The sequence below is a fragment of the Aneurinibacillus uraniidurans genome, assembly GCF_028471905.1.
Taxonomy (GTDB): Bacteria; Bacillota; Bacilli; order Aneurinibacillales; family Aneurinibacillaceae; genus Aneurinibacillus; species Aneurinibacillus uraniidurans.
Genome location: NZ_CP116902.1, coordinates 1122428 through 1147382, shown reverse-complemented (window position 1 = coordinate 1147382; position 24955 = coordinate 1122428). Strand labels below are relative to the sequence as shown.

General features: G+C 44.5%; 18 protein-coding genes. All 18 read right to left on the bottom strand.

From position 1 onward, the window contains the following. Positions 1-21: 21 nt before the first annotated feature. Complete coding sequence (locus PO771_RS05760) at positions 22-1044, bottom strand: TAXI family TRAP transporter solute-binding subunit (RefSeq protein WP_272562320.1); 1023 nt, start codon at positions 1042-1044, stop codon at positions 22-24. A gap of 29 nt (positions 1045-1073) precedes the next feature. Next, the gene (locus tag PO771_RS05755) at positions 1074-2456 is read right to left on the bottom strand and encodes a sigma-54-dependent transcriptional regulator (protein ID WP_272562319.1); all 1383 of its coding nucleotides are present in this window, start codon (positions 2454-2456) and stop codon (positions 1074-1076) included. Next, positions 2453-4477: a transporter substrate-binding domain-containing protein gene (locus tag PO771_RS05750; protein ID WP_272562318.1), complete on the bottom strand. Its 2025-nt coding sequence runs from the start codon at positions 4475-4477 to the stop codon at positions 2453-2455. Before PO771_RS05750 ends, PO771_RS05755 begins: the two co-directional genes overlap by 4 nt. 111 nt (positions 4478-4588) lie before the next feature. Continuing rightward, the gene (locus tag PO771_RS05745; protein WP_272562317.1) at positions 4589-6556 is read right to left on the bottom strand and encodes a TRAP transporter permease; all 1968 of its coding nucleotides are present in this window, start codon (positions 6554-6556) and stop codon (positions 4589-4591) included. Positions 6557-6644: 88 nt separating this feature from the next. Continuing rightward, positions 6645-7649 (bottom strand): TAXI family TRAP transporter solute-binding subunit, encoded by a 1005-nt coding sequence (locus tag PO771_RS05740; RefSeq protein ID WP_272562316.1) that lies wholly within the window; start codon positions 7647-7649, stop codon positions 6645-6647. A gap of 162 nt (positions 7650-7811) precedes the next feature. Next, positions 7812-9707 (bottom strand): PhoX family protein, encoded by a 1896-nt coding sequence (locus PO771_RS05735; protein WP_272562315.1) that lies wholly within the window; start codon positions 9705-9707, stop codon positions 7812-7814. Between the two features lie 134 nt (positions 9708-9841). Further along, entirely contained in the window at positions 9842-10543 is a 702-nt protein-coding gene (locus PO771_RS05730; protein ID WP_272562314.1) for an ABC transporter ATP-binding protein, read from the bottom strand. 26 nt (positions 10544-10569) lie between these two features. After that, positions 10570-10938 (bottom strand): GntR family transcriptional regulator, encoded by a 369-nt coding sequence (locus PO771_RS05725; protein ID WP_272562313.1) that lies wholly within the window; start codon positions 10936-10938, stop codon positions 10570-10572. Positions 10939-10942: 4 nt separating this feature from the next. Then, positions 10943-11719, bottom strand: a complete 777-nt coding sequence (locus tag PO771_RS05720; protein WP_272562312.1) for a hypothetical protein — start codon at positions 11717-11719, stop codon at positions 10943-10945. Positions 11720-11847: 128 nt separating this feature from the next. Beyond that, on the bottom strand, positions 11848-12810 hold the full coding sequence (locus tag PO771_RS05715) for a hypothetical protein (RefSeq protein WP_272562311.1): 963 nt from the start codon (positions 12808-12810) through the stop codon (positions 11848-11850). Between the two features lie 11 nt (positions 12811-12821). After that, the gene (locus PO771_RS05710; protein ID WP_272562310.1) at positions 12822-13691 is read right to left on the bottom strand and encodes a phosphodiester glycosidase family protein; all 870 of its coding nucleotides are present in this window, start codon (positions 13689-13691) and stop codon (positions 12822-12824) included. Positions 13692-14333: 642 nt separating this feature from the next. Next, positions 14334-15857: a malate:quinone oxidoreductase gene (locus tag PO771_RS05705; RefSeq protein ID WP_272563106.1), complete on the bottom strand. Its 1524-nt coding sequence runs from the start codon at positions 15855-15857 to the stop codon at positions 14334-14336. Between the two features lie 496 nt (positions 15858-16353). Next, positions 16354-18921, bottom strand: a complete 2568-nt coding sequence (locus PO771_RS05700; protein ID WP_272562309.1) for an adenosylcobalamin-dependent ribonucleoside-diphosphate reductase — start codon at positions 18919-18921, stop codon at positions 16354-16356. Between the two features lie 210 nt (positions 18922-19131). After that, on the bottom strand, positions 19132-19950 hold the full coding sequence (locus tag PO771_RS05695) for a lipoate--protein ligase family protein (RefSeq protein WP_272562308.1): 819 nt from the start codon (positions 19948-19950) through the stop codon (positions 19132-19134). Positions 19951-20059: 109 nt separating this feature from the next. Beyond that, complete coding sequence (locus tag PO771_RS05690) at positions 20060-20827, bottom strand: TraR/DksA C4-type zinc finger protein (RefSeq protein WP_272562307.1); 768 nt, start codon at positions 20825-20827, stop codon at positions 20060-20062. A gap of 126 nt (positions 20828-20953) precedes the next feature. Then, complete coding sequence (gene gcvPB / locus PO771_RS05685; RefSeq protein ID WP_272562306.1) at positions 20954-22423, bottom strand: aminomethyl-transferring glycine dehydrogenase subunit GcvPB; 1470 nt, start codon at positions 22421-22423, stop codon at positions 20954-20956. Beyond that, complete coding sequence (gene gcvPA, locus PO771_RS05680) at positions 22416-23747, bottom strand: aminomethyl-transferring glycine dehydrogenase subunit GcvPA (RefSeq protein ID WP_422665000.1); 1332 nt, start codon at positions 23745-23747, stop codon at positions 22416-22418. The genes gcvPB and gcvPA overlap by 8 nt, the downstream gene beginning before the upstream one ends. A gap of 35 nt (positions 23748-23782) precedes the next feature. After that, positions 23783-24883: a glycine cleavage system aminomethyltransferase GcvT gene (gene gcvT, locus PO771_RS05675; protein WP_272562304.1), complete on the bottom strand. Its 1101-nt coding sequence runs from the start codon at positions 24881-24883 to the stop codon at positions 23783-23785. Positions 24884-24955 lie beyond the last annotated feature (72 nt).

Sequence of the window (24955 nt, the reverse complement as noted above, 5' to 3'; positions counted from 1 at the left end):
ATCGTAAATATGCAGCGCAGCTTACGGCCAAACATTTTTTTCTGTATAGTATCGTGCCGCTCCTGGATGAAGCGGAATCGGCAGCCCATATGCAGCTGTTTCTAGCTTAATTTGCTGGGCTGAGCTATGAGTACTGTGCAACGTATCGATATTTTCAAACAGTGTTTTCGTCAATTCGTATACTTCATCATCTGTCATATCTTTGTGTGTAATTAAAATATTGTTGGCGGTAATCGTTGCCACCGCCTTTGTAACGCCTTTGTACGTATTAGCAGGAATGGTAGAATACGAATAAGATGGGTGCTGCTTTTTCAACTTTTCTGTTAGCTCGTTCGGAATCGGAATTAAATAAATGTCATGTGTTTCCGCAAGGTCCATAATGCCTGCATTCGGATATCCCGAAGATAAAAAGGCAACATCAATCGTTGCATGTTTAATTCCTTCTACCCCTTCTGCAAACGATAGAAAATCTGCTTTCACATCGTTATACGTAAGTCCAACACCCTCCAGGATTTGTCTGGTCATAATTTCGGTGCCACTTCCGATCGCACCAACTGCTACTCGTTTTCCTTTTATATCTTGCAATGTTTTAATTCCACTTTTTTTTGTGGTGACAATTTGCATGTAATTCGGATATAAAGAAGCGATGCTTGCCAGATTTTGCAGCGGACCAACGTTAGAAAACGTTCCTTTTCCTTCATACGCATCCCCCACAATATCAGCCATCGCAAAGCCAAGCTCGGCCTGCTTCCGATGAATCTTCTCGATGTTTTCAACGGATGCCCCTGTTGTCTGGGCACTTGCTCTCGCTCCCAGCTTCTCTCCATACTCTTTCGCTAATGCATTGCCAAGTTGAAAGTATACACCCGATGTGCCCCCTGTGACGATCGTGACATATTTGTCCTCTATAGCAGCTCTCTTGAGAGGAGTTTGTATATTTCCGCCCTCAGCATTTCCCGATGAGAAGGCAGACTGATCGCTGCATCCTGCTGTAAGTCCGATGATGAAACAAGCTATCACCGAAACTATCATCCATGTTTTCATCACCAGCCTCCTCTGCTTTTCCTTTTTCGTCATTCATCCTGCTCACGATATACATGCAGCTTATTTCGTAAATTCCGCTCGCTAATTTGTAATAGCTGGGCGGTCTGGCGCCGATTTCCCTGGCAATATGTAAGAGTTGCCTCGATCACAGCTTGTTCGATTTCTTTCATGGTAGATCCGATACGAATCGTTAGTATATTGTCATGCGATTGTACAGTCGTTCCTGAAGAATGTGAAACCGGCGAACTTTGTACAGCAATCGGTAAATCACTTTCTTCGATGACTGGTTGCTTCGATAAAGCGACCGCATATTCGATAATGTTGCTTAGCTGCCGTATATTCCCTGGATACTCATACGCGAGTAAACGTTCATACGCTCGGTCTGAGAGGGAACGTAACGGACGCTGCATATCGATGGAATATTTATCGAGAAAATACGAAATAAGTAGCGGAATATCTTCCTTGCGTTCCCGTAGTGCCGGAAGCTCAAGCGGGATTACATTCAAACGAAAGTACAAGTCTTCCCGAAATGTTCCGTCTTGTACCATGCGCAGCAAATTTTTATTCGTTGCGCTTACAATTCGTACATCAAGTTTCTTTGCATAGCTGGCTCCCACAGGGGTAACCTCTTTTTCTTGAATCACCCGCAATAATTTAGCTTGTAAGTTCGGGGGCATTTCTCCGATTTCATCAAGAAACAAGGTCCCTTCATGTGCTTCTTCGAGCTTTCCTTTTTTATCACGTACCGCACCTGTAAACGCCCCTTTTACAAACCCAAACAATTCACTTTCCAGTAAATTCTCTGGAATGGCGGCACAATTGATAGAGATAAACGGCTTAGTCTTTCGCTTTCCCTTTCGATGAATAGCCCGAGCGACCAACTCTTTTCCTGTTCCACTTTCCCCAAAAATAAGTACACTTGAATCAATGTCCTTCACCCGCTCAATCACGGAAAATACGTGCTGCATCGCAGGACTTTGACCAATCATTTCAGCGTAGCCTTTGATTTTATCAATGGTCTCTGTTAACTCTGCAATTTGTGTCTGAAGCTGCTTGTACTCCACTGCTTTTTCAACCAAAAGCTGCAGCTCGTCAATATCGAGCGGCTTGGTAATATAATGATACGCGCCTCGCTTTATTGCTTCGACAGACGATTCGATGGTTCCATACGCTGTCATCATGATGACTTCCGTGGACGGACTGAGCTTTTTAATTTCCACTAATACATCCAGTCCATCATGCTCACCTAACCGCCAATCAAGCAGTACCACATCGATCGATTTTGTCTGAATGATCGTATAGGCGTCTGACACCATTGTCGTTGCCGAAACATCGTAGTCATTTTCAAAGGCGAAGTAAAGAGAGGAGCCAATTGCTTGCTCATCATCAATAATAAGAATGGCTGTATTCATGGAGAGGCTCCTTCCTTGTCTGTAGTCGGCAATGTAATGCAAAACGTCGTGCCATGCCCTTCTTTCGTGATCACTTCAATTTCTCCGTTATTTTCACAAATCCATTGATACGATAACGTAAGCCCCAGCCCAACCCCACTGCTTTTGGATGTATAAAATGGCTCGAAAATGTGGGATAGATTGCTCTCTTTTATTCCACAACCTGTATCGGTAATGCGAATGCATCCAGTTTCCCCTTCTACCTTCATCTCAATCGATAGATGTCTTTCTGCACTCTCTTTCATTGCATCAATCGCATTTAACATCAAATTTAATAGGACTTGTTTGAGCTGGTCGGGATCACTATACAGCTGCATATTTGGTTCAACAGCAAAGGAAAGGTGAACATTTTCCTTTTTTAGTGTTGGACTTATAATGATAATAAGAGAATCAAGCAGCGATGAAACATCGATGATGGTTCGCCTAGGATACTTAGGCCTTGCATAATCAAGTAAGTCTTCGACAATTCGATTCATACGCTGTAAAGCTTCCGGTACATGGCGCAGCAGTTCATCACGAAAGGAAGAACTTTCATATTTTCGTGGCAGTAAATCAATAAATGTTTTCATAGACGTCAAAGGATTGCGAATCTCATGCGCTACCCCTGCCACTAGCTGTCCTAATGCTCGCATTTTCTCCTGTGTAGTCAGCTTGTGCTGCAGCATTCTTTCCTCAGTTCGATCCGCTAATGTAACTAAATAGCCCGTCAACATATCTGATTGATCGTACAAGGGAATGACTCGATATAGCACAAACAAATGCTTTCCGGCCTTCTCATATTCCATTTCATAGGAAAAAATCTGCCCTTTGCTTTCCTGCTTACGTACGGCTGCATACTCGTTCAAAATATGCTGCAAAAGGGGGATGTTATAAGCTTTTTGTCGGCAAGCCCCCAGTTGAATTCCTAACATATCACAAGCTCGCTGATTCGTACTCGTCACAAGAAAATCCTCATCCAGTGTTACAATACCTGAATATACATTTTCAATAATCTGTGTTTTAAACGCATCGCTTTGTTCAATCGCACGCTGATGCGCTTCCAAACTAAGATTCGCTTTTGCCAGCGCCTCGGTTTGTTTTTCCACCTCTTGTTTGAGTCGTTTATTCCACATGTATATCATCCATACAATTAGCAATGATACGAGTATTGTGACAAGTAAAAGTGTAATCCACGTTCGCAAACGATGCACTTGCTCTTCCGTTTCTCCGAACCATTTCGTATATAATTTCTGATAATCCCCACTTCCCTGCATCCGAGCAAGCGAAAAATTAATAATGGAAAGAAGCGATTCGTTCTGTCGATTAACTACGACAGAAAAATCAACGGGTACTTCAAATAAATTCTCTCTAATGACGTAATCATTACTCCTCCCCGATTGCTCCAAATAGAAACGTGCTGTCCATTTATTTCCTAAAAAAGCATCTGCCCTTCCCATCATCATAAAGCCGAGCGCATCTTTTGAATTAAGCGCTAATTGAAAATTCGCTCGCCGTACATTTAACAGCAAAGTAAATGCTCCTGGCTCATCCCGAATGGCAATCGTTTTATTCTGGAAATCTGCTAACGTATGAATCTCTTTTTCTATTTGTTTTGGAATGACAACCGCATCTGCCATCGTAAAGTACGGATTCGAGAACAAAAATGTATCACCATATGTAGCAGAATATTTTAGTCCCATGATGGCATCGACTTGCCCTGCTTTCAGCGCCTGAATGGCCTGATGTATATCCATTGGCACATATTGAAATGTAATGTTCTGTTCCTTGGCAATCACATTCAAAAAATCGATGCTAAAACCGGTAAACTGGCCACTTTCATCGATGTACGAAAATGGAGCTAAATATTTCTCACCAGCGATGCGATAGACTTTTTTGTTTGCGATCTTTGGCTTTTCTGCTGCGGCATCAGTAAAAAAAGCTGGCCATACTATGATGAAACACAAAACAAGCAGAACAAAAAAACGAAAGAAAGATCTATTCATACCGTGTGCACCCTTCACCAAAAACACATTCTTATGAAAAAGTCTATCAAAAATAATAAAAATAGGCTATTTCGATGATGAAGATAGCCTATTTTTATAAAGCTGCTATGTTTACGCCATAGAAGAATGCTCAGCGCTGCTTATTTTTTTCTGCGACAACTTTTGCCAGATGAATACGCTCAAAAATAAAGCGGCTCCGGCAATGTCTGTCATCATCCCAGGTATAATCAACAAAATAGCCGCTGCAAACATGGCAATACGCTGAATCACATTTGTTTGCTGGAACATCCAATTTTGCAGACCGATACCAAGCGCGATAACACCCAGAACAGACGTTACGATCGCGGTAATAATTTCTACGTAATTATTTCCCTCAAATAATAGTACAGGGCTATACACAAAGAAATATGGAATGATAAAACCAGCTAATGCTAGGCGGCACGCTGTGACAGCAACTTGTAACGGTTTCGCTTTGGCAATACCGGAAGCTGTAAAGGCAGCCAATGCTACCGGCGGCGTAATCTCAGCTAATGCACCATAATAGAAGACAAATAAATGGGCAGCAAGCGGTAACACCCCAAAATTTTGCACCAAAATCGGAGCGGCTACGGTCGCCACAATAATATACATCGGGGTTGTCGGAACACCCATCCCCATAATCAAGCATGTAATCATCGTCAAGATCATCGTCATCAGCAGACTACCATCCGCAAGTCCAATGATGCTATTCCCAACCGTTAATCCGAGCGACGAAATGGAAATCGTTCCAACCACAATCCCTACAATCGCACATGCGATCCCGACAGAAATAGCCCCACGTGCGCCCATCTCTAACGCACGAAGAATTCCTCTCCAGCCAATTGCCGTATGTTTTCGGAACCAGCTTGCGACAATAGCCGCAACAATGGCCCATGCTGCCGAGTAAAGCGGCGTAACACCGGAAACAAGCAAGTAAATCAGCACAATGATTGGCAGTAATAAGTGCCCGCCTTCTTTCAATACCTGTGTAAACTTCGGCACTTCGTCAGCTGGCAATCCTTTTAATCCATTCTTCTTTGCCTCTAGGTGAATGATGACCCAGCACGCCAAATAATACAATAGCGCCGGAATGATCGCAGCCAGCATAATGCGGCTGTATGGAATATTTAAAAACTCTGCCATGATAAACGCTGCCGCTCCCATAATCGGCGGCATAATTTGCCCACCTGTGGAGGCTACCGCCTCTACCGCACCAGCAAAATGCGAGCGATACCCGTATTTCTTCATAAGCGGAATCGTAAATGAACCAATGGACGCGGCATTCGCTACTGAACTTCCTGTAATCATGCCCATAAAACCGGAAGCAATTACCGCTACTTTAGCCGGACCACCTGGCGTGCGTCCCGCAATGGACAGCGCTAAATCATTAATAAAATTCGTCATTTTTGTTTCCTGCAGGAATGCACCGAACAGGACAAATAAGAAAATATACGTCGCTGAAACGCCAAGCGGAACGCCAAAAATCCCTTCTGTTGAAAAATAGAAATGTTCAATAATCGTTTCGAAACTGAACTGTCTATGCCCAAGTGAACCTTGAATATAATGCCCCAATAACGTATACAGCATAAAAACAAAGGCGACTGTTGTTAATCCCATACCTAATACGCGGCGAGACGCTTCGAATAAAACGATAATGCCAATAGCACCGACAATATAATCCGTCTCCCCGAGAATTCCACCATTAAACTGAATCTCTTCAATCGTAAAGAACAAATAAAGCGGAGGAATAAGACCAAGAATCACCCACACAAAGTCGATCAGCGTTGGCATATTCCGGTTACTTGTTTTCATGCGAGCTGGATACAGCAAAAATACAAGAACGAGCAAAAAGGAAAGGTGCATTGAACGCTGGCGAATTGACTCTAGCAAGCCAAATCCAGATGTATACAATTGAAACATACTCATTCCAATGGCAATAGCAGCAACGATGAAGGCCATCGGACCGACATATTTTCTAAATCTCGATTCGTGGTCCACTTCTTCGAGCAGCTTTTGAATATCAACCTGTTCTTCTTGTTGTACAGGGTTTGTTTTTTCCACTTCCAATCCCCCTTATATGATCGTAATCGAATTTCAACCCGCCTTCGAAAAAAACATACATTCGAAGGCAGGTCGAGAAAAATTCAGGTTATTTCCCGTCTACATTCAGACCGATTTCTTTGTAATATTTTTTCGCTCCTTCATGTAACGGAATAATCATCCCTTTAAGCGCATCTTCTTTTTTCAAATCTTTAATCGCTTTATGCGTAGCAACTAATTGCGGCAAGTTTTCATACATCGATTTCGTTAAGTTATAAACGAAATCTGCCGGTAAATCTTCACGTACAACGAGCAGGTTCGCCACCGAAACTGTTTTCACATCTTGCTGCTGATTTTTATACGTACCTTTCGGAACGGAGTACTCATCATAAAATGGATAGTCTTTTTTAATTTTTGCGATTACATCCTGGTCAATTGAGAGAAGTTTAATGTTCGCACTTGTTGCCACATCCATAATCGATGCCGTTGGAATACCACCGGATACAGCAAATGCATCAATTTGTCCATTTTTCAAAGCTTCTGCCGCTTCAGTAAAACCCATGTAATCAACTGTTACATCTTTTCGATCCCGATAATCCAGACCATATGCACCTAAAATAATGCGAGAATTGGCTTCTGTAGATGACCCAACACTACCTGGAACGAAACGTTTTCCTTTTAAGTCTTTAATCGAGTTGATGTTAGAATCCGCTTTCACAACAAACTGAATGACATTCGGGTACAAATACGTTAGACCGCGCAAGTTTTCTGTCTTTTTGCCCTGGAACATTTCCGTTCCGTTTTGCGCGAAGTAAACGATTCCATTTTCAACAAAAGCAATTTCTGCTTCCTTCTTCTTCAAAATATTGATGTTGGCTACACCACCGGACGTTGTTTGGGCTACTGCTTGCACGCCGCTTTTCTCTGTCCATAATTTCGCCATTGCGTTACCAAGTGGATAATATACACCGCCTGTCGTTGCGGTAGCAATCGTGATGCGATCAGGCTTTTTCGCTCCTTCCGCTCCTCCTTGCGTTGGCTTGCTGCTAGAACAGCCCACAAGTGTCAGGAATACGAGCAGACACGTAGAAAAAAGTGCAAAAAACTTTTTCAAGATTATTTCCTCCCCTTTTATGTTTTGTATATGTTCACCAAATATTAGTGCAATATTCATACCATTTTAAAAATACAAGCAAATGAAGCACTTAAAAGAAAAAACCGGCAAAAAAATCCGCTGTAGGGCGGAATTTTTTGCCGGTTGGGAATTTTTTTCCGACTATTTTGTTACACTTGCGCTCGGCAATCCACTAATATATCCGATCGCGCCAGCACGTTTGCTATCAAAGTTTTCATTGATTTGTTTAACTACTTCTGCCTTTAGGTCGGCAGGCATTTTAAAATTATCTAGCTCATCACCTGGATGCTGGAAGTTGCTCATAATATAGCGGAAGCCATTTAGATTATCCACTGCCTGTAAGCCAGTCGCTTCTGCGCCTGCCGGGACAGATAGAATACGAGACAATTTACCGGTGTCCACGTTGTACGCCCACACGAAGTTATTCGTATGCATACCGCTATCTTCTCCGATAAACAACGTCCGCATGTCTTCTGAGAAAGAAAGGTTATCAGGATTAGCGACTTTATTCACATCTGCGGTATTTCCCTTTTCATCCGGGGTTTTCAGGTCCTGACCCACAACTAACCCTTTCATCACAGATGGGACATACTGACTGTGAATCACATTTCCACTCTTATCCTTCTGTCCTGCTTTCATATCCAATTCGTATGTTACGCCTGATTTCAATTTTGGCAGTTGAATATCATCCTGTGCTTCGCCTTTTTCATCCTTCTCCATGCCTTTCTCTACATAGGACATGGCAATATACAGCTTATTGTCTTTCGCGTTTACAGCGACGCCTTCCATCTTGTTAAATTCGGATGTAGCTCCTAGGATCGCCCCATAGCGACGAGACTCCAAGAAGGCAGCAGCTTTCTCCATGCCCGGCTTTACTTTTAGCCATTCGACTTTTCCACTCGGATACGTTTTAATTTTGGTGAAGCCTGCTGTCTCTTTGTCTGCTGTTTCAAAAATATCACTGAACTTGATCCCTTTATCAATATACTGCTTCACTTCCTGATCGGCCGCATGCCCCAGTTGAATCCACTGCAGGTTGGCTGTCCCGCCATTTTTCTCACTAGTCTGTATCCACTTGCCGGCATAAAGCGTTCCGGAAGATAAATCCTCCGCCTTATCCGCTACATACATAAACAGCATCGTATTGCTGCCGTCATCCCCGAAAAATACGGTCTTCTTATCCGGCGCCACTCGTCCTAATTCATGTGAGAAGCGACCCATGCTGTAATGCTTGACGACACTTGTTGAATTATCGCTATGTACGGTAATCTCTGGTATGAATCCATACGCATATGGATTTCCTTTTTTATTCGCATCCTGGAAATAGTTTTTCGTAAATGGAGCGACATATGTTTTAGTCGGATCGGCTTCATAGTCACGCGCATCCGGTTCGTACTCTTCGCTGCTCAGATGGGTATTCCACGGTGTGAGTGAGCCGTTACATGGAATCCATAGACCATCTACGGATGAAAAGTCGACTTTTTTCAATCCAGTTACACTCAGCTCACCGTTCGTTTTATTCTGATCAATCATACTTAGACTCATCGAAGCCGGAACGAGACCGTAGGCAGACTGACCGGATTGATCGTTTGTAATGTATTCATAATGCGTAATGAGCGACAGCGGATTGCCCCCTTTGCCAGTTGGGGCAGCTCCTTCAATCTTCATTAAGCTGTTCGAATCCGGGCTGTCTGAAACAAACGGAACCTGGCTTCCCGGCACACTGTTGTCCATAATCGGCTTACCTGTCACATCCAGCGCTGCGCCTGCCTGAATACCACCGATCTTCTCTGTAGATTTCATCAACATTTTATAAGACAGCGGAAATGTCTTCTTTGTTTTATCTGTATATGTAACTTCTACTTTAGCAGTCGAGTAGACTTTAGCCATATCCCCCGCAGCAGCCGGTGCATCCATGCCGATAAATTCAACGGATTGTACCTTCGCCTCTTTCGCAGCTACCGCCTGCACAGGTGAGATAGCTGGTACTAACAGCGCCATGCTTAAAATGGAAACGATCATACCTTTTTTCTTCATAAATGATGAACTCCTCTCCAAATTAACATCTACTCTTTTATTTACCAAAAATATTAAATACAACATTTAGTATAAGGAATTGATATTAATTTTCGGTAAAGTCATTGTTATTTTATGGAGAGGATTTCGCAAAACTATTTGGTCGTTTCTTTCATCCATTCAACGAGACTTAGACTGCTAGTTAGACGAATCTGCTCCACCTCTTGAACAGCTTTCAGTTGACCATTATGAATTAGCACAACCAAATCAAGCAGCGGTTCAATTTCTGCCACCTCATGGGTTGACATAATAATTGTTTGCTTTTCGATATCAATAAAAGAAATGAGACTTTTAATAATCGAACTTCGAACGAGCGGATCAAGCCCGGACAATGGCTCATCCATCAAGAGTAACGGAACTTGACGGGAAAGAGCGAGAATAATCTTCAGCCGCCCTTTATTCCCTTTAGATAAGCTTTTTACTTGCTGATCGCGCGGCAATTCCATGAACGTTAGCATCTCATACGCTTTCTTCTTATCAAAGTCACCATATAGGCTGCTAAAAAATTCAATCGTCTCTACAACTGTGTAGAACGAATACAATTCGTCGCCATCGGGCAAAAAGGCCACTTGCTCAGGAATCCGACCGTTTATTTCGTGTTCATTCATTATAATCTTTCCGCTACTTGGTCTGATCATCCCTGCCATCAGTTTCAGCATGGTCGACTTTCCACTTCCATTTACACCGATTAGTCCGATAATTTTTCCACTTGGCAGTTCAAAACTTACATCTTGCAGCGCAACTTGCCGCGCATATTTTTTGGATACATGCTGAAATTTCACCAACATATGTGACATATATTTCTCCCTCCTACCTATATGATTTATTTTTCCTGCTGCAAATAATTCTGAATCCCTTCCATAATCTCAGAAGGAGAAAAACCCATTTCCTGCATATTACTTACGAAATCTCTAATGTATTCAACCTTCAGCTCCACCCGCAATCGCTCCAATTCTTCTTGATTCTCTGTCACAAAGGAACCTTGCCCTCTTCTCGCTTCTACAATGTTCATCCGTTCCAACTCTGAATAAACACGTTGGACCGTATTCGGATTCACGCCCGACTGTACCGCCATTTCCCGCACGGACGGAAGCTTCTCTCCCGCTTTGATTTCTTCTCGAACGATTTGCCGACAAATACGTGCCACAATCTGCTGATAAATCGGCTGGGAAGTATTAAATTCTTCTCCCATCTGACTACACCTCGACCTTCCTCTCTACTAACCATCCCGCCAAAAAGAAATATACGATCATGATGGGAAGGTCAAATAAAAGTTCTCCCATATTCATCTCTAAATACGCCCATACGGAATCGCCTGAAAACGCTCCCCATTTCGTTACTGAACTATACAGGTTCGTGGTACTAAATTTAAATTCTGCCCAAAGTAAAAAGGCAAAAATCACAAACATAACAATCCCACTAAAACGATGTAATCTACGTCGTACAGCCTGGATCGAAATGTTAAACAGAAGAGCCCATACGCCGAAAACAACATTCATATATAACACAAGGGAAAACACCGAGAAAAAATGCTCGTTCATATAGTCAACATACCCGCGTATATCAAAAGCATCTGGACCTGTCATAATGTTCATCAACGATTTGCTGCTGTTCAAATCCATCTGGTTTATGCCATAAAACATAACAAAAGCAGCAACATAAGAGATACACAGGCTAATAAGAGCGCTCCCTAATTTGATCGCTAGTAATGTCCAGCTGGACTGGGGGAATTGCAACCAGTATACGTACGTTCCCCTCCATTCTTTAGACAAACTAATCCATATATATACCGGTACATACAGAGCATGGATGAAGAGCACAAACGACAGTAAAAAACTAGATGCCCCTACGCGTGTTTCATATGCGATCCATGCGCCCAGTATGTTGATCGCAATCATTACAGCAATGCCGCCTAGAAACCATCCTTTCATCATCTTTAAATCTTTTCCGAGTAATCGGATCCACACTTCCATTTTTCGTCCTCTCCTTTTGTATTTGTGTTTTAGTGTTCTAGATATATAGTACACTGGGACAGGAGGAAAAGTCAACCAAAAATGAAAAAACCAGAAGTCAATCCGAATGAATTGACCTCTGGCCTTTTTCATAAGTCGATAAGCGTTGTACCTGATGGCGATGACTTAAATAGTAAATTATTTTTTACGATCGCCTGTCCTTCTCCGGCTATCGCCGTTTCCTTGTTCGTTTTCAGATCAATATATTTTGTATCCTCAACACGTATGGGCGTCCCATCTTCTTTGACAAGTAGACGATCCGGCTTAATCGGCTGACTGATGTCGATAATTTTATTCGAGGTCCCCTGTTCATACGTATAGATAGAAGTAACATCACCAGTATCATCAAGCTTGCCGTAATACAACGTATCGTTAATCGCTCGAAGCGGTACCGCATTCTTTTCGATTCGATGAGTTCCCTTTTCATCCCGGCTATGCAAGTACGGAATGTGCTGTTTTACATCTTCAAAAAACAGCTCATTTTTGGTGGATGCCATAAGAATATCATCAACATAGTAACTGCTGACATTCATCATCTTAAAGTCCCCACTTGTACCGACATGATAAAGCTTAGAGATATTTTTGTTGCCAACCAGTATATAAATATCGTTCGTAAACGGGCTAAACGTCATCTGTTTAAACGTCGAAGTGGACGATACCGGGCCAATCGTCCGGATAGTCCGAACATTATTCGTTGAAAGCATCGCTGTTTTTACGACCAGTTTTTTATTCGAGCCTTTTCCTTTACTAATTCCAAGCAGCAATCCGTTATCCTGAATCCAAGTTATATAATCGATCTTGCCTTCATTGCTAAGCGTATACACTTCTTGGTTGCTTGTTACGTCTTTTACATGAAGTGTATTCTGCTCATCAACATACGCAACAAGATTTTTGCTAGCAGACAAAGCCATCAGATCGGTCTGCCCGTCAAAAAGTGTAACCGCAGCTGTATCCGTCCCTTTGACTCCCCTATCTAGCAAGTGATTATAATGCGAGAGTATTCCAATTTGCATCCCCGTTACAAGTAACAAAAACCAAATAACTTTTTTCAAATTGCCTCCTCCTATTCCGGCATAACGATAAATGAAGTCGCGATTTTTCTTTCTCCAAGTACATCACTTGGTTCATTTACCAGCTTCCCATTATACACCATCGTAGTAGAAGAACCGCCGTCCAGATTAACTGCGGTGACAGCTCCGTATTTCAACATAAGATCCTGTATGTCATGCAAGGTTGCCCCGAGATTCTCAGGTCCATGAACAAAGCGACCGTCTGTAACAATAAGAATGATCGTACCGTCGGCCTTCTGACCAATTGCCGTACGGGGAGCATTCCCCCAGCCACCATTGCCACGAACCAGTCCTTGCCCGTCTTTCACAAGAATCGGTCCAAATGAGAGAGCTTCCTTCACTCCCATATCCTGCAGTTCTTTCACTGAATATTTTCCTGAAATCAAAGAACCACTTGAGGTGATCCCAATCACATTGCTGTTTTCACTAGTGGCATAATATTTTCCATCATGCATGGTTGTCCCGAGCGGATCTCCCCCGGTTCCATGCCAGCCAACATCCTGAAACGACCCACCGTTCACGCCAGCTACCGCATTGTTATCACGCACCATTTCACTTACTGTTTGGCCAACCTTACCTATTTGATTGGTAACGGCAACTTTGAGGCGCATCGGATCACGAACAAGCATAATCTTTGCGGAGTACGTATTATCTTTGTAATCCTCAATTTGGATCGAGCTGTCCTTAATGCCTCCAAAATCACCAAATCCAGTTGCATTCCCGCTGCTGTCCACAGTAGGCTGTCCAGTTCCAACCGTATACTTCGCAATTTCTGCCGCAGAAACGGTATTTAGTGAAAAAAGAGAGATCCAAAGATTCGGATGCTGTGTAGTCCCCAGCGATTGAAGTGCGTAATCTTTCACATTTTGATAGGGTCCCTTAAAAACAAATAAAGCGGTAGAAACATATATATAACATAATCCAAGAAAAAGGAAAAACACCCTTCTTCTGAACTTTTTCTTTGGCTTTTTTCGGGTAACTCTTTTCTTTGTAGTTTGTGGCTCTTGTTCAACCGGCTGTTTTACAGGTGGTTTATACAAAAAAATTCTCTCCTTTTCTTGATATCGTACAGCAAAGAATAGTGTATCATTGTTTTCTTAGAATAGGCTAAGAAAAAGTATATCGATAACATGAATAGCCTGGTAGATATTCTACCAGGCTCAATCATTCTGTCTGATTAATTTTGAAGAAATGTTAAAATTCATTTACCTAGATTTATTTTAAATTTTTAGAAATAAAAACATATATTTTACAATAAGATTATATAATTATAGGAAAAGGATATATAGGCAGAAAAACGATTGGCCAACAGTCATCAAACTTGACATCTGTCGACTAAACCAATAAAGGTACTTAAAACAACTAAAGGAAACATAAATTTGCCAAAACGGCAATTTATGCTTCCTTTAACATACGAGTTTTTTGGTTATTCTGGATTTGCCAATTTTTCTAGTACGGCATTGCTCATTTGTCTTTCTAATGTCTGAGCATACAGTAGGACCGTCTTATACGTACGCGTACTGTTTTTTATCCTCTAAGCCAAGTGTTTGCGCTGTTGAAGTATGAATTTCATCGATAAGCTCTGGATTTTCCAGTAGTGACACACCATAAGAAGGAATCATTTCTTTTATTTTCGATTCCCATTCTTGTAGATGTTGCGGGAAGCATTTTTTTATTACCTCAAGCATAACGTGAACGGCAGTAGAAGCACCCGGAGAAGCGCCAAGCAATGCTGCTATTGAGCCATCAGCGGCACTAACAACTTCCGTACCAAATTGAAGCGTTCCTTTGCCGGCTGCAGTATCTTTAATAACTTGTACACGTTGACCCGCTACTACCATACCCCAATCCTCGCTTTTAGCGCTTGGGATAAACTCCCGTAATTCTTCCATGCGCTGTTCTTTCGATAACATAACTTGCTCGATCAGGTATTTTGTCAATGGAACATTTTTTGCGCCTGCCGCCAACATAGTTACGAGATTATCCGTTTTTACGGAAGTTAACAAATCGAACATTGAACCGGATTTTAAAAACTTTGGTGAGAAGCCAGCAAACGGTCCAAATAGCAACGATTTCTTATTATCGATAAATCTTGTGTCAAGATGCGGAACAGACATTGGAGGAGCCCCAACCTTAGCTTTTCCGTATACTTTTGCATGATGCTGCTCTACAACATCTGGGTTATTACACACCATAAATAGTCCACTTACCGGGAATCCTCCGATATGTTTCCCTTCAGGAATACCGGATTTTTGCAGTAAATGCAGGCTTCCTCCCCCGCCACCGATAAAGACGAATTTTGCAGTATGGCGTTCGACGGTACCGCTATCGACATTCCGCACTTTCAATTCCCATGAGCCGTCGCTCGTACGTTTAATATTATCAACACTATGTTTGAATTTTACATCGACGTTTTTACTCTTTAAGTTGTCAAACAACATGCGTGTTAAAGCGCCAAAGTTGACATCCGTTCCAGAGTCGATTTTTGTTGCTGCTATAGGTTCATTCGATGTCCGGTCTTTCATAATAAGCGGAATCCATTCCATCAGTTTTCCCGGGTCATCAGAAAATTCCATCCCTTGGAATAGAGGATTGTTAGACAGCGCTTCAAAACGTTTCTTTAAAAACGTTACATTTTGTTCCCCTTGTACGAAACTCATATGAGGCAATGCCCTGATAAAGTCCTGCGGATTACGTATCAGATTGTGCTTTACAAGATAAGACCAAAACTGCGTTGAAGTCTGGAACTGTTCATTGATTTTTATCGCTTTACTAATATCTATCGATCCGTCCGGTTTTTCGACGGTGTAGTTAAGCTCGCACAGTGCCGCATGCCCCGTTCCTGCATTATTCCATTCGTTAGAGCTTTCCTCGCCCGTGTTTGCGAGCTTCTCAAACACTGTAATGTCCCAGTCCGGTACTAATTCTTTCAGAAGTGTCCCCAAAGTGGCACTCATGATTCCGGCACCAATTAAGATAACGTCTGTTTTAGTATGGTTGCTCATTTTTATCGTCCTTTTATCTAAGATTTGCAGAAAAGATGTAGGCGCTCCTTCTTAGACGCTATAGCAAGCCAGGCACGACCTAATCACACATCTTTTCTGTATCGATTATAATCCTATCATAGTGTATCATTATTATTTATAGATTGAAAATATTTTTTACTATTTTAAAAGAATCAACAACATTAGATAAGACGAGTAATAAATAGAGAGGTTTCTTAAATGACAGATTTGATAACGGATTATCTTTTCTTCGCTAAATCCTTATAAATATAGAATAATCCTATACCCTTTTATGCACAAAGGATAAATCTTGGTTGTGTATCTATAAAAAGCAAATTTAGTTATAAACCTATCATAGAATCTCTCAATTATTAAACTCTAAAATAACGTTTCTGCTTTTTTATGTGAGTTTTTAAATTCCTGCAAAAAGGTGAAGACATGTTTGTCTTCACCTTTTTGTATAATTATTCATCAATAGTGAAAAATCACAGAAAATCCAGCTATTTATAGAAAACTCATCTTATGAACAACGTGAATATCCACATGCCTCACAATGCTTGCAGCCTTCTTCCGCAACAAGGGCTGCCGCACCGCATTCCGGACACAGATCAAGTCCTTCCCGATACACATCGCCATCTTCATCACGGTCGTGCTTGTGTGTATCCGTTGCTGAAGCCGCCGTCATATCTGCATAAGCTACTTCGCTTGCTGAAGCAACCGGTGCGCTGTCATCTTCCCCATCAAGGTAGAATTCAATCGCTTTCGCTACCGCATCTGGAATCGAATCGACACGGTTAGCGCCGAAGCCGACTGCACCTGATCCACCGATGCCTTTGAGATGCTTAATCAACAGGCGAGCTTTATTTCCGTCTGGCAGTTGACCGAAGCGGAGGAACAGTGTCGATACACGACCCAGCGCTTCAGACATCGCAAATACGTCACTACCTGCTTTTCCGACGTTTACAATTACTTCAAATGGAGCACCATCTGCTTCATTCACCGTAATGTACGCTTTGCCAAGTGGTGTTTTCATTTTGTATGTAGCACCTTTGAGGCGAAGTGGGCGACGACGGTAGTCTTTCGTTGGTGCTGCTTCATCAAGGTCGGTTGATTGCGCGATTTTTTCGGCTTTTTCCGGTTCTTTCTTGCTGTCTTTCTCGTCTTTTTTCGTTGTCAGAACTTGTACATCGCGGCTGCCATCACGGTAAATGGTAACCCCTTTGCAGCCAAGGTCAAAGGCGAGTTCGTACAGCGCTTTTGTTTCTTCAACTGTGAAATCAGCCGGAGCGTTTGCCGTTTTACTGATGGAACTGTCCACCCATTTCTGAATCGCACCTTGTACGCGCACGTGGTCTTCTGCGGACAGATCCATTGCGCTTACGAAATAATCTGGCAGCGTTTCGGAATCGTTCTCTTCCACCCATTGTTTCGCGATTGGCACGTACTGTTTGTCGAAGCCGAGGCGACTTTGACGGAAGTATTCGAATGCATAGAAAGGCTCAATTCCGGTACTTGTTCCAACCATGGTTCCTGTGGACCCAGTAGGAGCCTGTGTCAGAACAGTTACGTTGCGCATACCGTTTTCACGAATCGTTTCACGCAGCTCGTCATCGAACTGCTTCATGAAGCCGCTCTCCAGGAATTTATCTGCGATAAACGCCGGGAAGCTGCCTTTTTCTGCGGCAATTTCAGACGATGCCAGATATGATTCACGAGCGATGAACGCATACAGCTTGTCCAGGAATTCAAGCGATTCCGGGCTGCCGTAGCGGATTTTCAGGTGAATCATCATTTCTGCAAGGCCCATCGTACCAAGACCTACGCGACGTTCGTTTTTCTGATTCGCTTTGTTTTCTTCGAAATGATACGGTGTTGCATCGACCACGTTATCGAGGAAGCGAACGGAATAACGAACTGCTGTAGATAGGCTGTCCCAATCAACTTCGCCATCTTTAGCGAATTTTGATAGATTAATAGCAGAAAGGTTGCATACGCCCCATCCTGGCAAACCTTGCTCCCCACACGGATTCGTACAAATAATCGGGTTGAAATACCAGCTGTTCGACATCTGGTTGTAGTATTCCATGAATACGATACCTGGTTCAGCAGACTTCCATGCCGATTCAATAATCATGTGCCACACATCGCGCGCGCGAACCGTTTTGTATACGCGCACTTCTTTACCGAGTGACAGCCATTTATCCAGGTTTCCATCCCATACTTCGTCGTATTCCGGGTCTGTCGTATCCGGGAATTTCAGTTCCCATTCCAGGTCTTCTTTTACAGCCTTCATAAAACCATTACTTATTGCTACTGACAGGTTGGCATTTGTAATCATGCCCATGTTTTGTTTAACGGTAATGAACTCCAGCAGGTCAGGGTGCCAGTCGTTCATAATTAGCATCAATGCTCCCCTGCGGCTCCCACCTTGCTCAATTAATCCGGTCGTATGACTAAACAGTCCACCCCATGACACCGAACCACTTGACGATCCGTTCACGCCTTTTACTTGCGCACGGCGCGGGCGAAGACTTGAAAGGTTGATTCCAACCCCACCGCCTCGGGACATGATCTCTGTCATTTGACCGAGCGTTTCCATAATGCCGCCCCGGCTGTCATGCGGAGAAGGGATTACATAGCAGTTATACAGTGTCAATTCATCATTGGCACCCGCTCCAGCTGCAATCCGTCCGCCCGGCACAAGCTTCCAGTCATCCAATAGACTACGGAATTTCTCCTGCCATTCCTGCTGCTTCTCAGGTGTTGTCTCTACTGATGCAATCGTTTTTGCCAGGCGATCCCACATCTCTTCCGGTGTTTGTTCTAGCGTGCGGAGTGCTTTATCGGCATTCGATGTCACCATCTCACCGTTCCGCAGCTCAACCTCGAGCTCACTACCTGTCCGTTTTGTTACAATCCCGACTTCTTTCTTCGGAAACTTCGGATCGTCATGCGTTAGAACAAGAACCGTATCGCCTTCCTGAATGTGGTCTGGATCTGTATCTTTCAGAGCATACCGATCAAGGAAAATTTTCTCGCTTAAACCTTCAAGCCTCATTTTTCCTTGTGATTCAGTTACTGCCTCCATTTTTCACCCTCCAGTTATACTATGTACCAATTGACCGTAAGGCGGCCTGTCTGATACAGTTAATCAATGTCTTATTAGTCTACCCTAGCGTTGGATGCACGTCAATATATTGTATGTACTTAAAATTTTAAACACAATATATAGATAATTCCTCATTTGCCATCATAATAATCAAGACAAAAACGACCGAAACACGGTCGTCTCCTTTTTCTACCGTCTAAAATTCCACTCGTCATTCCCATACTTTTCATAAGCAAGTTGCTCGGCTAGCTCCCACTCTTCCTGCGTTAAAACATCGTCTATTAGTTCAACTGCAAATCCGCGTGCAAACCCTTCTCGAAATGCCGGCTTTACCTCTGCAAGCGTGACAGGTTGCTTGCGCAGTTCATTAATGGCAACCGCCTTTTCATAGAAGCTTTTTAACAATCGATCCCGCACTCGCTCATTCGGAAATCGTATAATGTCAAACAAAAGTTCTGCATCCATATCCAGCAAAATCGAGCCGTGCTGTAAAATCACGCCCTTCTGCCTCGTTTGGGCACTTCCTGCTACTTTACGTCCTTCTACAACAAGCTCGTATGAGGACGGTACATCGAAGCAAGCAGCAGATGATGGTTCTGCGAATTTCGCCGCCTCTGGATTCATCAAGTCTGCCTGCATACCAAGCAGACGAAATCCTTCTAACAATCCCTGGCTAATGATGCGATACGCATCCGTGACGCCAGATGGCATAAGCGGATGGTGCTCAGATACGACCACACTATACGTCAGCTCTTTATCGTGCAGTACCGTTCGCCCACCTGTTGCCCTGCGCACAAATCCAAGTCCACGCTCCTGCACACGAGCAAGATCAATTTCTTTTTCAGCCTTCTGGAAATAACCAATGGATACCGTCGCCGGATTCCAATCATAAAAACGAACGGAAGGACGGGTCAGCCCCTTACTATGTATCGTCAAAACCGCTTCATCAATCGCCATATTGATGGCTGGAGAATTTGTGCCGGTATCAAGAAAACGCCACTGTTCCATACTGACTCTCCTTTCATCCAACTTACTTTTGTATTGTACCATATATTCTTCTCTATATTTAGACTACCCAAAAACCCCGACTCAAAGGAATCGGGGTTTTTGGCTTTCCCTATCTTCTCTCTACGCTGCGCTCATGCGCTTCGCCACCGATTTCATCCAACTGTTCGAGGCGTGTCATCCATTCCGTATCCGCTTCGTCAATGCGCCGTTCATAACGCTCATGGAGCAGAGAGTCCGTATTAATCCCTATATAATGGCCCTCCATGTCCGAGATCGCCAGACCCTCTACTTCTTCTACATACCCAACCGGCTCCTCTGCCTCCAGATACATATCATTGTAGCTAAGCCCATCCCGACTCGGATGATCCGCTGGCGAATCCGACGTGCCGTATCGCGTCACCTCTTGAAGCGCATCTTCTGCATCATACATCGTCGCATCCCAGCGATCATAATCAAAAGCGCCAAACGGAGGCCCGAGCACCACTTCCTCTATCGGACGATGGTTCCGCACGTTCTGCTCGGCGTGCTGTACACAGCAAAGCGCCTGTGGGATAGCTTCAAGACGTTCGCGCGGAATTTCTGCCCCGCACACCTCACATGTGCCATACGTGCCGTTCTGAATGGCTGTAAGCGCCTGCTCTGTATCATACATATCCTGTTCCGTTCGTTCCGTTAACGCAATGTCTTTCTCCCTCTCAAACATTTCACTTCCGGTATCTGCCGGATGGTTATCATAATTGGAAAGTTCTCCGATCGACTCCTGCATGGCAGCACGTCCTGTCCCATAATGATCATTGTCGACTAAACGTGTTTTCAAGTCATGCAGCTGACGCGTAAGGCGTTCACGAAAATACGCAAGGTCCTGAGAAGACAGCATCCGTTCTCCCTCCTTAATCCAGCACAAAATGCACACCGCAAGCGGCGTACTTACCTGTAGTATTTAGCAGCGACGCATACAAAATACCACCCGGATACAGATGTCGGGTGGTCACAGTTTTCTTGCTTATTCTTTTGTATACCGCAGCTTCGGCTTGCGAGCCGCCAGCACCTCATCCAGGCGACCCACTACCGTATGATGCGGTGCTTCCTGCACGAGTTCTGGTGTTTCTTCCGCCTCCTGCGCAATTTGCAGCATCACCTCAATGAAAGCATCCAGCGTTTCTTTCGTTTCGGTTTCCGTCGGCTCAATCATCATGCATTCCTCCACAATAAGTGGAAAATAAATCGTCGGCGGATGATACCCAAAGTCAAGCAATCGTTTCGCAATATCAAGCGTGCGTACCCCAAGCTTTTTCTGACGGTTGCCCGAGAGAACAAACTCATGCTTGCACACCACATCAAACGGCAAATCATATTGCTCGGCCAGACGACGCATCATATAGTTCGCGTTCAGCACTGCATACTCTGAGACGAGACGTAGTCCTTCCGGTCCCATTGTACGAATGTACGTATACGCCCGCACATTAATCCCAAAGTTACCATAATACGCTTTAACCCGTCCAATCGACTGTGGGCGATCATCGTCAAGTCGGTACATCTCTCCTTCTTTCACAACGACGGGCTTTGGTAAAAACGGAATCAATTCTTTTTTCACTCCTACCGGACCGGACCCCGGTCCACCGCCGCCATGCGGTGTGGTAAACGTTTTGTGCAAATTGAGGTGTACGACATCAAATCCCATATCACCCGGACGCACCTTGCCAAGAACGGCGTTTGCATTCGCTCCATCGTAATACAATAACCCGCCTGCTTCATGGACGATCTGAGCAATCTCTGCGATGTTTTTCTCAAATAGACCGAGCGTATTCGGATTTGTCAGCATAAGCGCCGCTGTATCCGGGCCAACCGCCTGTCGCAACGCCTCTACATCTACAAAACCATCCGCATCCGATGGAATCGTTATCGCTGTAAGTCCCGCCACACTCGCAGAGGCTGGATTCGTACCGTGGGCAGAATCCGGCACAATCACCTTCGTTCGTGTCTCCCCCCTGCTTTCATGATACGCACGAATCATCATCAACCCTGTCCATTCACCGTGAGCACCCGCCACCGACTGGAGCGTCACTGCATCCATCCCTGTAATCGCTGCCAAATCACACTGTAACTCGTACATGAGCTGGAGTGCTCCCTGCACGGTCTTTTCCGGCTGATACGGATGAATGCGGGCAAATCCAGGATAACGCGCAACATCTTCATTGATTTTCGGATTGTATTTCATCGTACAAGAGCCAAGCGGATAAAATCCGGAGTCCACTCCATGATTCCGGCGAGATAATGCCGTATAATGGCGAATCAACTGCAGTTCACTCACTTCCGGCAGCTCAGCAGCTACTTCACGTAGATGACCGATCGGCAATACATCAGCAAGCTCTACTTCCGGTACATCACACACTGGAAGCGAACATGCGCTGCGCCCCGCCTGACTCACCTCAAAAATAAGCGCCTGATCTTGTTTGCGTCCCTCACTATGCATGACAAATCCCTCCCAGTCGATCCACAAGCCGGTCAATATCTTCCTTCGTACGCATCTCCGTTACAGCCAGCAGCATATGTCCGGCAAACTCTGGATAAAAACGGGCAAGATCAAGTCCACCAATGATCCTGTCTGCAAGTAACATCCGATTTACCTGTGCAACTGAACCAGGTACCTTAACGACAAACTCATTAAAAACAGCCGCACCCCCGATCACGTCATACCCGGCAAGCGCCTGAATGCGCTGCTTTGCATACTGTGTTTTCTGGATGTTTAGACGCGCCATCTCCCGTACGCCCTGCTTGCCAAGTGCTGTCATTGCTACCGCAGCAGCTAGTGCGTTCAGTGCCTGATTCGAGCAAATGTTAGAGGTCGCCTTTTCCCGACGAATATGCTGCTCACGCGCCTGCAGCGTCAGCACGAATCCACGCCTCCCCTGATCGTCCTGCGTCTGGCCGACAATTCGGCCTGGGATCTGACGCATCCATTCCTTCCGCACTGCAAAATACCCGCAGTGCGGCCCGCCATATGACATCGGAATGCCGAATGGCTGTACATCCCCTACTACAATATCTGCTCCATACGCGCCCGGCGGCTTCAAAATTCCGAGCGCAAGTGGATTCGCACTTACAACAAACAATGCTTTTTCCCCATGTGCCACCGCTTCGATGGCAGATAAATCTTCCAGCCCACCAAAAAAGTTCGGATACTGCACGAGTACAGCAGCCGTCTCTTCATCGATTGCCGCAGCAAGCGCCGTACACTCTGTTATGCCACTCTCAAATCCAACTTCTTCTACAAGATAGCCATGCCCTTTGGCAGTAGTCTTAAGTACATCACGTGTCTCGGGGTGCACTGTGCCCGACACGACTACTTTTGCTCGGCCCGTCTTCCTAACTGCTAGCGCCGCCGCTTCTGCCAATGCTGTCGCTCCGTCATACATCGAGGAATTTGCCACATCCATGCCTGTTAGCTCGCAAATCATCGTTTGAAATTCAAAGATCGCTTGCAATTCGCCCTGGCTGATCTCTGGCTGATATGGAGTATAAGCCGTGTAAAACTCCGAGCGAGAAATCACATGATTAACTACACTCGGAATGTAGTGATCATACGTCCCGGCTCCAAGAAACGAAATACAGTCCGCTGCATTTACATTTTTCGCTGCCAACTGTCCCATATGTCTGATGAGTGCAGGCTCAGACAGCGCAGCTGGAATCGCCAACTCTCCTTGAAAACGTACCACCTCTGGAATATCAACAAACAATTCCTCTACATTCGCAATACCGAGCATATCGAGCATCTCCTGACGGTCTCGGTCTGTCATCGGCAGATAACGGTAGGACACAGGCTGCGCCTCCTTTATGGGTTTATTCGTTTATAAAACGGTGTCGGTACCACTACAGCCGCCACTTTTTTGCCACGAATCTCAACGGTTACTTCAGTCCCTGGAGTACTGTGCACCGCCTGCACAAGTGCAAGACCAATATTTTTCTTAAACGTTGGAGACTGTGTACCCGTGGTCACATCCCCAATTACCTGATCACCTGCATACACAGCATAACCCGTTCGTGGAATACCGCGACCTGTCATCTCAATGCCAACAAGTTTGCGTGAAACCCCTGCTTCTTTCTGACGCCGAAGCGCTTCTTGCCCAATAAAGGACATCGGTTTCTCAAGTTTGACCGCAAATCCAAGGCCCGCCTCAAGAGGTGTAATGCTTTCACTAAGTTCCTGTCCATACAGTGGCAACCGCGCTTCAAATCGCAGCGTGTCACGTGCACCAAGACCACATGGCATCACATCTTTCCCACCTTCGTCAAGAATTTGTGTCCACAGTTTAGGAGCGTCTTCCACTCCTACATACAGTTCAAATCCATCTTCTCCTGTATATCCGGTACGTGAAATGAGCGTACGCACTGCCCCAATCTGCACATGCTCTCGAAAGCAGAACGGGCGAATAGCTGCAATTGGCTCAGCTGTTAGTTGCTGCAGAATCCGCTCGGCAAGCGGACCTTGTAAGGCAAGCTGCGCCATTTCATCTGATACATTTTTTATGACAACATCGCCTGTCACATGCTTGTTAAGCCACGCTTCATCTTTTTCGGTATTGGCCGCATTCACGACCAGCAAGTACTCCTGTTCGCTCCGTTTATACACAAGCAAGTCATCCACTGTACCACCGTTAGGCGTGCACATCAATGTATACTGGGCACAACCTGTCATAAGACGCGATACGTCATTCGTCATCATCTTCTGAAGAAAGGCAGGCGCATCCCGCCCGCTTATTTCAATCTCTCCCATATGCGAAACATCAAATAGTCCCGCTTTTGTCCGCACTCGCTCATGCTCGTGCTGAATACCTGCAAACTGAACCGGAAGTTCCCATCCACCAAAATCAATCGTCCTTGCCCCGTACTTCTCATACAGCGCATACAGCGGGGTTCGTCGTAATTTGGTCATGTTTCCACCTCCACACGTTATATAAAAAAGGACAGGAATAGGGAATTCCCCATCTCTGTCCTTGCTCCTTTT

Coding starts and splice junctions, on each gene's coding strand:
- PO771_RS05690 (WP_272562307.1), bottom strand. CDS start 20,827: ATGCTGTCTTCTCAGGACCTTGCGTATTTTCGTGAACGCCTTACGCGT.
- PO771_RS05700 (WP_272562309.1), bottom strand. CDS start 18,921: ATGGAGGCAGTAACTGAATCACAAGGAAAAATGAGGCTTGAAGGTTTA.
- PO771_RS05750 (WP_272562318.1), bottom strand. CDS start 4,477: ATGAATAGATCTTTCTTTCGTTTTTTTGTTCTGCTTGTTTTGTGTTTC.
- PO771_RS05760 (WP_272562320.1), bottom strand. CDS start 1,044: ATGAAAACATGGATGATAGTTTCGGTGATAGCTTGTTTCATCATCGGA.
- PO771_RS05695 (WP_272562308.1), bottom strand. CDS start 19,950: ATGGAACAGTGGCGTTTTCTTGATACCGGCACAAATTCTCCAGCCATC.
- gcvPA (WP_422665000.1), bottom strand. CDS start 23,747: ATGACAGACCGAGACCGTCAGGAGATGCTCGATATGCTCGGTATTGCG.
- PO771_RS05730 (WP_272562314.1), bottom strand. CDS start 10,543: ATGTCACATATGTTGGTGAAATTTCAGCATGTATCCAAAAAATATGCG.
- PO771_RS05720 (WP_272562312.1), bottom strand. CDS start 11,719: ATGGAAGTGTGGATCCGATTACTCGGAAAAGATTTAAAGATGATGAAA.
- gcvT (WP_272562304.1), bottom strand. CDS start 24,883: ATGACCAAATTACGACGAACCCCGCTGTATGCGCTGTATGAGAAGTAC.
- PO771_RS05725 (WP_272562313.1), bottom strand. CDS start 10,938: ATGGGAGAAGAATTTAATACTTCCCAGCCGATTTATCAGCAGATTGTG.
- PO771_RS05755 (WP_272562319.1), bottom strand. CDS start 2,456: ATGAATACAGCCATTCTTATTATTGATGATGAGCAAGCAATTGGCTCC.
- PO771_RS05735 (WP_272562315.1), bottom strand. CDS start 9,707: ATGAAGAAAAAAGGTATGATCGTTTCCATTTTAAGCATGGCGCTGTTA.
- gcvPB (WP_272562306.1), bottom strand. CDS start 22,423: ATGCATAGTGAGGGACGCAAACAAGATCAGGCGCTTATTTTTGAGGTG.